Genomic DNA, 12,701 nt, shown 5'->3' with positions numbered 1-12,701 from the left:
TTCCATGTCGTCTACTCGCCCGCGAAAGCAGCCCGCAATAAGCCCAAATTCGAGGTATCCAAATTGCCCGAAATGAAGCGCGCCGGGGGTACTAACGTCCCCACATCAGCCTGCGAAACGCTCACATCCGGCATTGGATTCCACACCACCGTGCATCCCGCAGCGAGTGCAGAGCGCACCCCCGTTGAGGAATCTTCGATAGCCAGGCAGTCCTCTGGCGCAAATCCGGCTAGCTCTGCGCCACGCAAGTACGGATCCGGTGCCGGTTTGCCGTTGGCCACCTCATCGCTACACACTGTTGCGGCGAAGTGCTGCTCCCCCATGACATCAATGCAGGGTTGCGCCACGTGCCGACGGGTATTGGTCACCAACACCACCGGAATGTCACCAGCTCGGGCCTGGTCCAAAATCTCCGGCACACCCGGGCGCCACTCCACCCCATGTTCTAGAACCAATTCTGTGAAGCGACCTTCGACGAATTGGGAGCCCGAGGCAAACAGCTCGTCGTCAAGCGTGCGTCCCGCATGATCAGCACAAATCGACAGCGTGTCCCAGAGCGTGTTGCCGACGCACTGCATGCGCAACTCCGGAGTCAGGCGACGGCCTACGAATTCCGAGAGGTCGTACGTGGCAATCTCCCACAGAGGTTCCGTGTTGATGAGGCTGCCGTCCATGTCCCACAAAATTGCTTTCACACCATGCGACTATGCCAGGCAATCAAGCATTTAGCGATTATGTCAGCAAAACCGTCGGATGAAGGTTTAGAGTTTCAGGAAGGAAAGTATGTTGCGGTGCTGCATGAAACCACCGCATGAACGTGTTCCGCGTGAATGAAAGGCATCGACTCGCTATGACAACCACTGAAGATTCGCTCGCCCAGGCTATCGACCAACCCGAGGCATACTTCATTCCGCTAGGGACGGTCACCGAAGGCGAGCTCAGCTACGAGCGCTTCATGCCCACTAGCTTCACTTATGGGGCGTGGGGGCCGTTTCAGCACGGTGCGCCGCCGTCGGCGCTGCTGACGCGCATGTTGGAGCGCCGCCGTCTGGAAAGCGAGGGGATGCGTATTACTCGCATCGCCGTGGATCTGTTGTCGGCTGTACCGTACACGGAGCTCCGCGCGCGCTCATGGGTCTCGCGCCCGGGGCGGCAAATCGCCAAGGTCGAAGCCGAATTGCTTGCCGACGTCAAGGGTGCCTGGCGGCCAGTTGCCACGGCGTCCGCATGGATGATGGCCACTGCGGATACGCGGGATATTGAGCGTGCATTCGACAAGCAGGTGCCCGGGCCCGAGGAATGCAGCGCCGAGTACATTCCGCTTACCGACGATTGGAGTGGCGGCTACATCGAATCAATTGAAGCCCGCGCCGGCGCGACGGAAGAGCTGGCCGAGACGCAAATTCACTGGGTTCGCGCGCAGTACCCAATCGTGCTCGGGGAGGAGCCGACTGCGGTGGAGCGAGTCATGCAGGTAGCTGATACCGCCAACGGTATCGGGGCCACGCTGAGCCCGCACCAGTGGGCGTTTATGAATACCGACTTAGTGGTTCACCTGCACCGACTCCCCCAGCTCGGCGCCTCGGAGAAGTCGGCGGAATCGGAGTTGCAGTCGGAAGACGGCGGCTGGGTGGGCATCGCCGCCCGCGGTTCCATTGGGCCGGACGGAATCGGCATGACCGCGGGCGAGCTCTACGATGTGCACGGCCCCATCGGCCGCAGCATGCAGACCTTGCTGGTGCGACCGCAGGGATAACGCGAAGCTACACGTTAAAGTACTTCGCTTCCGGGTGGTAGAGCACGAACGCATCGGTGGACTGCTCTGGGTGCAGCTGGAGCTCCTCAGAGAGCTCCACGCCGATGCGCTCCGGCTGCAGCAGGTCAATCATGCCCTGACGGAAGGTCAGATCCGGGCAGGAACCATAGCCGAAGGAGTAACGAGCGCCACGGTACTTCAGGTCAAAGAAGTCCTGGGTATCGTCGGAGTCTTCCGCGCCAACACTTGTGCCGTCGGAGAACGCGAGCTCGGAGCGAATGCGCTGGTGCCAGTACTCGGCCAGCGCCTCGGTGAGCTGCACGCCGATACCGTGAACCTCCAGGTAGTCGCGGTATTCGTTCTTGGCGTAAATATCGTTGGCGAAGTCAGCGATGGGCTGTCCCATGGTCACCAGCTGGAACGGCATGACGTCGGTCTGTCCTGCGGCGATGGCATCTTCGCGCGAGCGAATGAAGTCAGCAATGCATAGGAAGCGACCACGCTGCTGGCGCGGGAAGGTCCAGGACACCACTGGCTCTGCCGCGGGGTCGGGCTGCTCCCCTTCCGCAGGTAGCGGCAGTACGTGTACGGTATCGCCCTCAGAAACTGCTGGGAAGTAGCCATAGACGACAGCCGCATGCTGGAGGATGTTCTCGGCGCGCAGGCGCTGCAGCCATGCGCGCAGGCGTGGACGACCATCGGATTCGACCAGTTCCTCGTAACTCGGCCCCTCGTCGCCGCGGGTGCCGCGCAGTCCCCACTGCCCCATGAACAGAGCGCGTTCGTCGAGGGTGGTCAGGTAGTCGTCGAGGGGCAGGCCCTTGACAATGCGGGTTCCCCAGAACGGCGGTGTCGCAACGGGGACATCAGCGGCGACATCGGAACGCTCCGGCACCTCGGGGGCTTCAGCAGCAGCCTTGGCGGCGCGCTGCGCGGCGATGCGCTTGGAGCGCTCACGGCGGGCGCGGCGAGCTTCCTTCTTCTCGCGGGCAGCAATGGCCTCTGGCGAATTCTCGTCTGGGCCGAGGCCCTTCTTAGCTGCCATCAGCTCGTCCATGATGCGCAGTCCTTCGAAGGCATCCCTGCCGTAGTAGACATCGCCGTGGTAGAGCTCGGACAGGTCGTCTTCCACGTAGCTACGCGTCAGCGCGGCGCCGCCGAGCAGTACTGGGAAGCGGGTGGCATCGCCGGCGGAGTTGATCTCCAGCAGGTTGTCCTTCATCACCACAGTGGACTTCACCAGCAGGCCGGACATGCCGATGGCGTCGACATCCAGTTCCTTGGCGGCGGACAGAATCGTAGCGATTGGCTGCTTAATGCCCAGGTTATGCACGGTGTAGCCGTTGTTGGAGAGAATAATCTCCACCAGGTTCTTGCCGATGTCGTGGACATCGCCCTTCACCGTGGCCAGCACAATCGAGCCCTTGGAGCCCGTGGCATCCTCGGCATCCATAAAGCCCTCGAGGTAGCCCACCGCGGCCTTCATCGTCTCGGCCGACTGCAGCACGAATGGCAGCTGCATCTGGCCAGAACCGAACAGGTCACCAACGGTCTGCATGCCACGCAGCAGGTCCTCGTTGACAATCGCCAGCGGTTCCTTTTCCTTCATGCCCTCATCGAGGTCAGCCTCGATACCCGTGCGCTCACCGTCGATGATGCGCTGCGCCAGGCGGTCGAACAGCGGCATGGCGGCGAGCTTTTCGGCCCGGGCGTCCTTCGCGTCAGCGGCGGAGACTCCTTCGAAGAGCTCCATGAATACCTGCAGTGGGTCGTACTCCCCGTCGGGGTGCCCCGCTTCACGACGGCGGTCGTACACCATATCGAGAGCGACTTCGCGCTGCTTGTCGTCGATCTTGTTCATCGGCAAGATCTTGGAGCTGTGGGCAATGGCGGAGTCCAGACCGGCCTCGATGCACTCGTTGAGGAACACCGAGTTGAGTACCTGGCGAGCCGCCGGGTTCAGACCGAAGGAAATGTTGGACAGACCGAGCGTGGTGTGCACGTTCGGGTGGCGACGCTTAAGTTCGCGGATGGCTTCGATGGTTTCGATGCCGTCGCGGCGAGTTTCCTCCTGGCCAGTGGAAATCGGGAAAGTCAGACAGTCGACAATAATGTCCTGCTCGCGCAGTCCCCACGTGCCGGTGATGTCGGCGATGAGACGCTCGGCGATCTCAATCTTCTTGTCCTTTGTACGCGCCTGACCTTCTTCGTCGATAGTCAAAGCGACCACGGCAGCACCGTGCTCAACAACCTGGCGCATAATGCGCTGGTAGCGCGAGTCCGGGCCATCGCCGTCTTCAAAGTTCACAGAGTTGACCGCGCAGCGACCACCGAGGTGCTCCAGGCCAGTCTTCAAAACTTCCGGTTCCGTGGAGTCCAGCATGACCGGCAACGTCACCGAGGTGGCGATCTGCGATGCCAGGGTTGCCATGTCATCGCGACCGTCGCGCCCCACGTAGTCCACACACAGGTCGATCATGTGTGCGCCATCGGTGACCTGACCGCGGGCGGTGTTTAGGCACTTCTCCCAGTCGCCGGCCAGCATGGCCTCGCGGAAAGCCTTGGAACCGTTGGCGTTGGTGCGCTCACCAATCATGGTGATGCCGGTTGTCTGCGTCAGCGGGGTTGCCGAGTACAGAGAAGCGACCTCATCGATTGGCTTTGCATCCGGATCCGTCGATGGGCGTGCTGCCTGAACAGCAGGGCCCTGCTCGGCGTAGGCGCCTGCACCGGTAATAGCATCGCGAACAGCGGAAACATGCTCCGGTGTGGTACCACAGCAGCCACCGACCATCGCCAGGCCAAACTCTTCAACAAAGCCGCGCAGCGCTGTGGCTAGCTCTGGTGCGGTCAGCGGGTAGGTCGCACCGTTCTTACCCAGCACTGGCAGACCCGCATTCGGCATTACCGATACCGGAATGGAGGCGAAGTTGGACAGGTAGCGTAGGTGCTCGCTCATCTCGTCCGGGCCGGTCGCACAGTTCAGGCCAATCATGTCGATACCCAGCGGCTGCAGCGCTGCCAGGGCTGCACCAATCTCCGAGCCCATCAGCATGGTGCCTGTGGTCTCGACAGTCACGTGGACGACAATCGGAATCTTCTTCTCAGCCTGTCGCATGGCGGCCTTGACGCCATTGACTGCTGCCTTGACCTGCAGCAAGTCTTGACAGGTCTCAATCAAAAACGCATCCGCGCCACCGGAAATCATGCCGAGTCCGGCCTCCGTGTAAGCGTCGCGAAGCTGAGCGTACGGAGCGTGCCCCAAAGACGGCAGCTTCGTGCCCGGGCCCAGCGAACCGAGGACAAAGCGTCGCATACCCTCGCGCCCCGGCCCCATTTCGTCAGCGACCTTGCGGGCGATTGCGGTGCCCTTGTGCGCTAGCTCCTGAATACGGTCTTCAATGTCGTAATCCGCGAGGTTCGGGAAGTTGCAGCCGAAGGTATTGGTTTCCACCAGGTCGGCGCCGGCCTCGAAATAACGCCGGTGAATCGTCTCGATGATGTCGGGACGAGTGTCATTGAGAATCTCATTACAGCCCTCGTAGCCGAGGAAGTCCGCGTCAACGTCGAGGTCAAAAGACTGCAGCTGGGTACCCATGGCGCCATCGCCAATGAGTACACGGCTGTGCAGTGCGGTGAGGAACTCGGAAGAGTGGCGATCAGTCATGAATAGACACCTTAGTCTACTTTCATAACCGCGCCGTTAATCGGGCTGGTTATTCCATCTCAAAGTAGCTTTCCGCCTTCACCGCAGGCAGGTCCAAACCGACAGCCTTCGTTGCGGAATTGATAATCGCGAGAATCTCGTCGAGCTCCTCATCAAAAATCGAGCCACCGTGCTCATGCTCAATCGCAGCCACGCGCTGTAGGCAGTTCTCTACCGCCTGCGTTGCGGCTTCTTCTCGCTTATCGACGGCCAGTTCCGCCGCCTGATCAATACCAGCGGCGGCCTCACGGAGGGCTTCCCCGACCTGGTCGGCTACCGATTCGTCAAAAAGTGGCTCCCAGAACTCGCGTTCCTCGGGCTGCAGGTAGCTGCCGGTGGCAAACATGCGCAAATCGGCAACTAGCTTATCGATGTTCTCTTGCGTTACTTCGACAGCAGACAGATCTGAGTTGCTCATGCTCAAATTTTAACGCCAAGCAGCGCGTCCAGCGCGGCGGCAATGAATTCTCCGGCACCCGCTGCGCCGGTTACTGTGCCAGCATCTGCCTTGTTGCTGGTATCCGAGGACCACTCCGCAGCCCAGGCATCGATAGCGGCCAGAGCAGCCGGCGTATCCAGGTCATTGGCCAGGCTTGCGCGCACATCGGCAACCAGTGCCGCTGCTGCGCTCACAGCCTTCTCATCGGTGGCAGTCTTTGTAGCTGCGCAAGCCGCACGCCAGGCCTCGTGACGTGCCTTGGCCGCCTCCAGCACCTCGTCCGACCAATCGCGATCAGAGCGGTAATGGCTGGCGAAGACGCCAATGCGAATAGCACTCGGGTCGACGCCGGCGGCCACCAGCTTGGAGACAAACACCAGGTTGCCCAGCGACTTGGACATCTTCACGCCATCCAGGGCAATCATGCCAGCGTGAACATAATGGCTGGCCATCCGTGCACAGCCAGTAGCGGCTTCAGCGTGAGCCGCCGAGAACTCGTGGTGCGGGAACGCGAGATCCGAGCCACCGCCCTGAATGTCGAAGCTCTTACCCAGGCGGTTGGTGGCAATCGCCGAGCACTCAATGTGCCAACCCGGCCGGCCCGCACCAAAAGGAGCCTCCCAGCTTGGCTCCCCGGGGCGAGCGGCACGCCACACCAGCGCGTCCAGTGGGTCCTCCTTGCCCGGGCGATCCGGGTCGCCACCGCGCTCCGCAAAGAACTCCGCCATCTGCTCTGCCGAGTAATTGGACTCGTAACCAAAGTTCTCAGTGGCACTCTTGCGGAAGTACACATCCGGGTACTCGTCATCGGTGAGCTGGTAGGCCGAGCCATTCTCCAGCAGCTTCTCGACCATTTCCACGACCTCGCCCACGGACTCAATGGCGCCGATGTAGTCGCGCGGTGGAATCACCGACAGGTTTTCCATATCCGAGCGAAACAAATCAATCTGCGAGGTGCCCAGCTCGCGCCAGTCCACCCCATCGCGCTCCGCACGTTCGAACAACGGGTCATCGACATCGGTGATGTTCTGCACGTAATGCACCGAGTGTCCATTATCCAGCAGCTGACGGTAAATCAGATCAAAGGTGAGGTAGGTTGCTGCGTGCCCCAGGTGCGTGGCGTCATAGGGTGTGATGCCACACACGTACATGGTCGCCTCCGGTCCCGCTTCCACCTGGGAGACCTTCTGATCCGCGGTGTCGTAGAGGCGTAGGGGTACCGATGTTGAGTTTTCGTCGTCAAGCGAATGCGCCTTACCTGTATTGCTGGCGCGGTTGAACACATCGAAACGCGCATCGCCGAGACTGGGAACCTGTGGTTGGGGCCACGAATGCATTAAATACTCACTACCTCACTAAACAGCGTTGATCGTGCCGAAGCCGAGCAACACCATAACAATCAAACCGACCGGGATGCGGTACGCGGCGAACCAAGCGAAGGAGTGGTTCGACACGAACTTCAGCAGCCATGCAATAGACGCATAGCCGACGACGAAGGCAATCAGCGTACCGATGGCCAATTGCGCTCCACTAGCGGCCTGTCCCGCCGCAGGGTCAAACGCGTCTGGAAGCGAAAAAATTCCAGCAGCGAAAACAGCGGGGATAGCCAGCAGGAAGGAAAAGCGCGTTGCAACCTCTCGGTCCAAGTGCAAGAACAGGCCGGCAGACACCGTACCGCCCGAGCGCGACACACCCGGAATGAGCGCCAGGCACTGCGCGAAACCCATGACGATGGCATCTCGCATGGTCAGCTCTTCATAGTTGCGCTCACGACGGCCGAACTTCTCTGCGGCGATAAAGACAAAGGAGAAAAGCACCAACACAGCGGCTGTAATCCAGAGATTGCGCAGGTTATCGCGGATGAGGTCCTTCCCCAGCACACCGATGATGGCAATCGGCAGCGTACCGACAATCACCATCCAACCCATGCGGTAGTTGAAACCGCGGGCTTCCTTATTGAACAGACCGGCAAACCAGCCAGTGAGGATCTGCCAGATGTCCTTGGCGAAGAACACCAACACAGCCAATTCGGTGCCAAGCTGCACCACAGCGGTGAAGGATGCACCGGCGTCCTGGCCCCACAGCAGCTCGGAGACAATCCGAAGGTGCCCCGAGGAACTCACCGGGAGAAATTCCGTCAGACCTTGCACTACGGACAGGATGATTGTCTGCGCCCAGGTCATACCGGTGCCGGCGGTATCGGCAGCGGTATCTGCTGAGGCGCTTAGTGTCGTCATGATAGTCACGGGTGTATAGGCTACTCGTCCGGTTTGTGTTGTGGCTATAGCGAGGTTTCGGTGCGGCGATAGCGAGACCTCTCCCGCGGAACTTTTCCCGCGACCGCACACGGGTGTCCTAAAGTAAAAATCGTGCAACAACGAATTCTGGGCAACAGCGGTTTACGCGTCTCCGCCTTGGGGCTGGGTACGGCCACCTGGGGTGCGGGTACCAGGCAAGACGAAGCCGGACGCATCCTGACGGACTTCCTCGACGCCGGAGGCAACCTTGTCGACGCTTCCCCACTCCACGGCGGCGACACTGTTGCCGACATGCTGGGTGCAGTCATCGCAAAGCGCGGTGTCGCCGACGAATTGGTGCTCTCGGTCGCATCTGGCATACACCCCGAGCGGCCCGTCGGCAGGCGCGTGGACTGCTCGCGTAAGACACTGCAAAAGGACCTCGACGATACGCTCGCACGCCTCGGCGTCGAACACATTGATCTGTGGTCGCCCGGCTACTGGGATGGGCTGACCCCACCGGAAGAGGTCGCCGATACCCTGGAATGGGCTGTGCGCACGGGGAAAGTACGTTACGCCGGAGTGCGTGGATACAGCGGTTGGCAGGCGGCGGTGACGCATGCCGCCGCGGATCGAATCGCTCCGGTGTTCGCACAGCATGAGTACTCGCTGCTCCAGCGAAGCCCTGAGGCTGAACTACTGCCCGCCTGTGAGCATTTGGGGCTCGGCTTTATCGGTGGCGCCCCACTGGCCCAAGGCGTTTTGACCGCCAAATACCAGCACATCATTCCCGAGGACTCCCGCGCTGCTTCCGAACACGCCGACGCAGAGGTGCAGGACTATCTCGACACGCGCGGCGTCACGGTTGCAGGCGCGCTGACCACCGCAGCCAAGGGGCTCGGCGTCAGTGCTGCCGTCGCAGCGATTTCCTGGGCACGCGATCGGCCGGGCGTCACCTCGATCCTCGTTGGCGCTCGAGACCGCGCTCAGCTACGCGAAAACCTCACCGCCGAACAACTCACGCTGCCACCGCAGATTTGCAACGCGCTTGACGACGTCACGCTGTAATCAGTAACCGCATTCTTATAAAGACTTATAAGGCACAACGAATGCGAGAGCCTCCCACGGCTGGAGGCGTCCACAAAGTAATCAGGCCGGGGTGGTAGTTTCTATAGCGTGAGTGAAAACAGTCGTCGACGTGTCATAACCTCCCTTCTAGCGGGGCTTTCCGCTAGCGCAGTGGTCCTGGCAGGGTGCTCCTCCGATGTGGAAGGAGACATCGATGCCGGAATGGGCAACGCCACGCCAGTGCCGGCCGCTTCACCCGCTGCTCCCGATACTGCTATCGGGAGGGCCAAGAAGATTGATGAGGACGTTACCGATGCCGTGCTTGTCGGCGACCGAGTCGTCCTGAAGGCCGGGGACAAGATCTTTGCCGGTCCGCTGAATAACCCAATTGAGCGATCAATGAAGCTGGACGCGAAGTGTGGTGAGCTCGCGCCGGGCGGCCCTAACGCTCTGCTGCCGTGTGAAGATGGCATCCACGTCATTACTGACCAGGCTACGGAAACGGCCGTTGTCGGCCGTGGCACCAACTACTCCGCCGCAGTTGGACTGGAAGGCGGTCGCATCATCGGTGCCCATGCGGATAGCAATGTCGTCGATGTGTTCGGCGCTGATGGCGAGTTGGCCAGTGACTTCAAGGCTGCCAATAACGGTTCGCAGCTCGTTGAGATTCCCAGAGCGGACAATGACGCGGACGTCAAGCTGTTAGAGGTGAACCGTCCGGAGACTTCGGTGCATGAGCTCAAGCTCGATGAGTCCCGCGCTGGCTCTGCGCTGCGTGCGGGTATCGGCGTCGGCAAGGTAGCTTCCGGTGATCATGTCATTGCTGCCGCAGACACCAAGGGCAACCAGCTTCTTATTTACACTGCCACTGACGTCATTCGCCTCCACCAGGCAGCTCCGGCCCCGGAGGCTCCGTGGGCGGTAGCGGTCGATGAATCGCGCGGAATTGTCTGGGTGACTTCGACGAAGGTGAACAAGCTGACTGGCTACGACATCAGCTCGGGTACCCCAGTCAAGGTCGCGGACATCAACACGGTTGCAGATCCACAGTCGATTGTTGCCACCGAGGATGGCCAGATTGGCGTCTTCTCGGCTACCGGTGACGGGGCCCAGATTTTTGACTCCGCGGACGTCGATAAGGCAATTGCTGATTTCAAGCAGGATGCAGAGAAGATTCGTGAGGAGATGTCGGTTCGGGAACCAGCCGATAAACTACCGACCGGTGCAGGTGACACCAAGGGAGCAGACGACTCCGAGGGAGAGACTAAGTAGATGCCTTCGAAACTTCGCGCCAAGTCCTATCAACTCGCGCTAAAGGCAATGTTCCAGGTCCCACCGGAGCAGATTCACGAGGCCATCTCGAAGACCCTGAAGGGGCTGCAGAAGTCGGAGAGTCTACAGCGGGCGGTGAGCAAGTTACTCGTTGTTGACGATGCTGTGCTGCGTCAAACCGTGTTCGGCGTGGACTTCCCGCGTCCGCTGGGGCTCGCCGCAGGCTTCGACAAGGCTGCTATTGCTCCGGATTGCTGGGGGCCAATTGGTTTTGGCTACGCGGAACTGGGAACCGTGACTGCCAAGCCGCAGCCGGGCAACGATCGCCCGCGTCTGTTCCGTCTGAAGGAAGATCGCGCCATTTTGAACCGCATGGGTTTCAACAACCCCGGCGCCGCTGCTGTAGCGGAGAACTTGCGGGCGCGTCGCAGTGACGACGTGATTGGTATCAACATTGGTAAGACCAAGGTGACTCCGCTGGAAGAGGCCGTCGATGACTATCGAGAATCGGCTAGCCAGCTCGGCGGCTTGGCGGACTACGTTGTTGTCAACGTCTCCTCACCGAATACGCCGGGTCTGCGCGACCTTCAGGCAGTGGAGTCACTGCGCCCGATTCTGGCAGCGGTGACTGAGGAGACCGACTCGCCGGTGCTGGTCAAGATTGCTCCTGATCTCTCCGACGATGATGTCATCGCAGTTGCTGACTTGGCGGTTGACCTGGGGCTGGCGGGCATTGTGGCTACCAACACCACCATTTCTCGCGAGGGCCTGCGTACGCCCGCGGATGAGGTCGCGGAGATGGGGGCCGGTGGAGTCTCGGGTGCTCCTGTGGCAGCTCGGTCACTAGAGGTGCTGAAGCTGCTGCACGAGCGCGTCGGAGACAAACTAGTTCTCATCAGCGTCGGCGGCATAGAAACGGCTGAGCAAGCGTGGGAGCGGATTGCCAACGGCGCTTCCCTACTGCAGGGCTACACACCGTTGATTTATGGCGGTCCGGACTGGATTCGTGACATTCACCAAGGGTTGGCTCGCCAGATTCGAGCTCAGGGATTCTACTCCATTTCGGAGGCAGTCGGCTGTGGTCTGCCGTGGCGTGGTTAATTGCTGAAAGCCGTTGAGGCTTCCTAACCCAATAAACACGTGACCCCGGGGCCAGCGGCCATGAAGGCGCTGGCCCCGGGGTTTTCTGTATGAGTAGCGTGCCCGGTCGGTTGAGTTGCCCGTGTGGGCGTCGTATCCCTACTCCCCGACGTTCTCCCACCACGGCGTGATGATGGCACGCGCAATCGAGTGGAAGTACAGATTGAAGCCAAGCACGGTCGGCGTCGCATCTTCCGGAACTTCAAGCTTCTCCACGTCGACCGCGTGCACCGCATACATGTAACGGTGTGGGGCATGCTGCGCCGGTGGGTTAGCTCCGTAGTGACCACGCATGCCCGAGTCGCCGACAAGCTGGATAGCGCCTTCTGGCAGCTTAGAGCCGTCTTCGGAGCCAGCTCCCTGTGGCAGACCCTTTTCGGTCGCTGGAATGTTGAAGACAGCCCAGTGCCAGAAGCCCGAAGCGGTCGGAGCATCCGGATCGAAGCAGGTCACGGCAATGGACTTAGTGCCCTCCGGCAGATTTGCCCAATCCAGTTGTGGGGAAACATTCGACGGAGCGCGGAATTCATCCGCAATCTTCTCGCCGTCCTTGATATCTGGCGAGGACAGCTCGAAGGTTGGCAAATCCTTCAGCGGTGCGTACGGATCTGGTCCCGGGAAAACCGGAGCATTTGCAGTGTCGTTTGCGGTGTCGTTGGAATTCGTAGTCATAACTACCAGTGTGCCTACTTTATGAGCGCGCTGCAGGGACTTTACAAGACTCCCTATCTGCAGGGCCTGATTCTCAGTGCGAATCCAAGGCGGATGCGGGGCTAACACCGCTGATGTAATTACACCCAGGTTTGGCGCGCTAATGCCCCTCTGACCTGCCAATTTGTGTTTCATTATGTAGTCGGGATACAGTATCACAGGTCAGCACGGAAGTGCTTCCTACCCGGTCCGGGTGGCGGAATGGCAGACGCGCTAGCTTGAGGTGCTAGTGCCCTATTAACGGGCGTGGGGGTTCAAGTCCCCCTCCGGACACAAGATAAATCCCGAGAAACTGCAATTAGTGCAGCTCTCGGGATTTTTGGGGTTAAGTAAAGAAAAGTGGGGTTAAGTAAAGAAAAGTGTGTCTTTTCC

10 protein-coding genes and 1 tRNA gene are annotated in these 12,701 nt (G+C 60.3%); 5 read left to right on the top strand and 6 right to left on the bottom strand.

Annotated elements, in window-relative coordinates:
* Positions 1–11: 11 nt before the first annotated feature.
* Positions 12–695: an HAD family hydrolase gene (locus HMPREF2562_RS00060; RefSeq protein WP_080971467.1), complete on the bottom strand. Its 684-nt coding sequence runs from the start codon at positions 693–695 to the stop codon at positions 12–14.
* 155 nt (positions 696–850) lie between these two features.
* On the opposite strand from HMPREF2562_RS00060, the gene HMPREF2562_RS00055 reads away from it, so the two are divergent.
* On the top strand, positions 851–1,756 hold the full coding sequence (locus HMPREF2562_RS00055; protein WP_016422790.1) for a thioesterase family protein: 906 nt from the start codon (positions 851–853) through the stop codon (positions 1,754–1,756).
* Between the two features lie 7 nt (positions 1,757–1,763).
* Here the strand turns inward: HMPREF2562_RS00055 and metH are convergent, their stop codons facing one another.
* Genes metH through HMPREF2562_RS00035 form a run of 4 tightly spaced genes read right to left on the bottom strand, consistent with a single transcriptional unit; the run spans position 1,764 to position 8,138 of the window.
* Positions 1,764–5,423, bottom strand: coding sequence for a methionine synthase (gene metH / locus HMPREF2562_RS00050; RefSeq protein WP_049170562.1), 3,660 nt, complete (start codon positions 5,421–5,423; stop codon positions 1,764–1,766).
* Between the two features lie 49 nt (positions 5,424–5,472).
* Entirely contained in the window at positions 5,473–5,880 is a 408-nt protein-coding gene (locus tag HMPREF2562_RS00045) for a hypothetical protein (RefSeq protein ID WP_016422788.1), read from the bottom strand.
* Positions 5,881–5,882: 2 nt separating this feature from the next.
* Positions 5,883–7,238, bottom strand: coding sequence for a cysteine--1-D-myo-inosityl 2-amino-2-deoxy-alpha-D-glucopyranoside ligase (mshC, locus tag HMPREF2562_RS00040; RefSeq protein ID WP_070549289.1), 1,356 nt, complete (start codon positions 7,236–7,238; stop codon positions 5,883–5,885).
* Between the two features lie 18 nt (positions 7,239–7,256).
* Positions 7,257–8,138 (bottom strand): undecaprenyl-diphosphate phosphatase, encoded by an 882-nt coding sequence (locus HMPREF2562_RS00035; RefSeq protein ID WP_040361409.1) that lies wholly within the window; start codon positions 8,136–8,138, stop codon positions 7,257–7,259.
* A 132-nt stretch (positions 8,139–8,270) separates the two neighbouring features.
* Between HMPREF2562_RS00035 and HMPREF2562_RS00030 the strand changes: the two genes are divergently transcribed.
* The 3 genes from HMPREF2562_RS00030 to HMPREF2562_RS00020 all read left to right on the top strand — a co-directional run bounded on the left by HMPREF2562_RS00030 (position 8,271) and on the right by HMPREF2562_RS00020 (position 11,579).
* Positions 8,271–9,206, top strand: coding sequence for an aldo/keto reductase (locus HMPREF2562_RS00030; RefSeq protein ID WP_070437473.1), 936 nt, complete (start codon positions 8,271–8,273; stop codon positions 9,204–9,206).
* 108 nt (positions 9,207–9,314) lie between these two features.
* Positions 9,315–10,478 carry a hypothetical protein gene (locus HMPREF2562_RS00025; protein ID WP_210384444.1) on the top strand — a complete coding sequence of 388 codons (1,164 nt, stop codon included), beginning with the start codon at positions 9,315–9,317 and terminating at the stop codon, positions 10,476–10,478.
* The gene (locus HMPREF2562_RS00020; protein ID WP_016422783.1) at positions 10,479–11,579 is read left to right on the top strand and encodes a quinone-dependent dihydroorotate dehydrogenase; all 1,101 of its coding nucleotides are present in this window, start codon (positions 10,479–10,481) and stop codon (positions 11,577–11,579) included. It abuts the gene before it with no gap.
* A gap of 138 nt (positions 11,580–11,717) precedes the next feature.
* Here the strand turns inward: HMPREF2562_RS00020 and HMPREF2562_RS00015 are convergent, their stop codons facing one another.
* Complete coding sequence (locus HMPREF2562_RS00015) at positions 11,718–12,290, bottom strand: YbhB/YbcL family Raf kinase inhibitor-like protein (protein ID WP_049170574.1); 573 nt, start codon at positions 12,288–12,290, stop codon at positions 11,718–11,720.
* 226 nt (positions 12,291–12,516) lie between these two features.
* Here HMPREF2562_RS00015 and HMPREF2562_RS00010 point away from each other — a divergent pair.
* Positions 12,517–12,602, top strand: a tRNA-Leu gene (locus HMPREF2562_RS00010).
* Positions 12,603–12,701: the final 99 nt, after the last annotated feature.

Source organism: Corynebacterium sp. HMSC077G07, from assembly GCF_001809225.1.
Classification (GTDB): domain Bacteria; phylum Actinomycetota; class Actinomycetes; order Mycobacteriales; family Mycobacteriaceae; genus Corynebacterium; species Corynebacterium jeikeium_D.
This window is presented reverse-complemented; position numbering and strand designations above follow the sequence as displayed.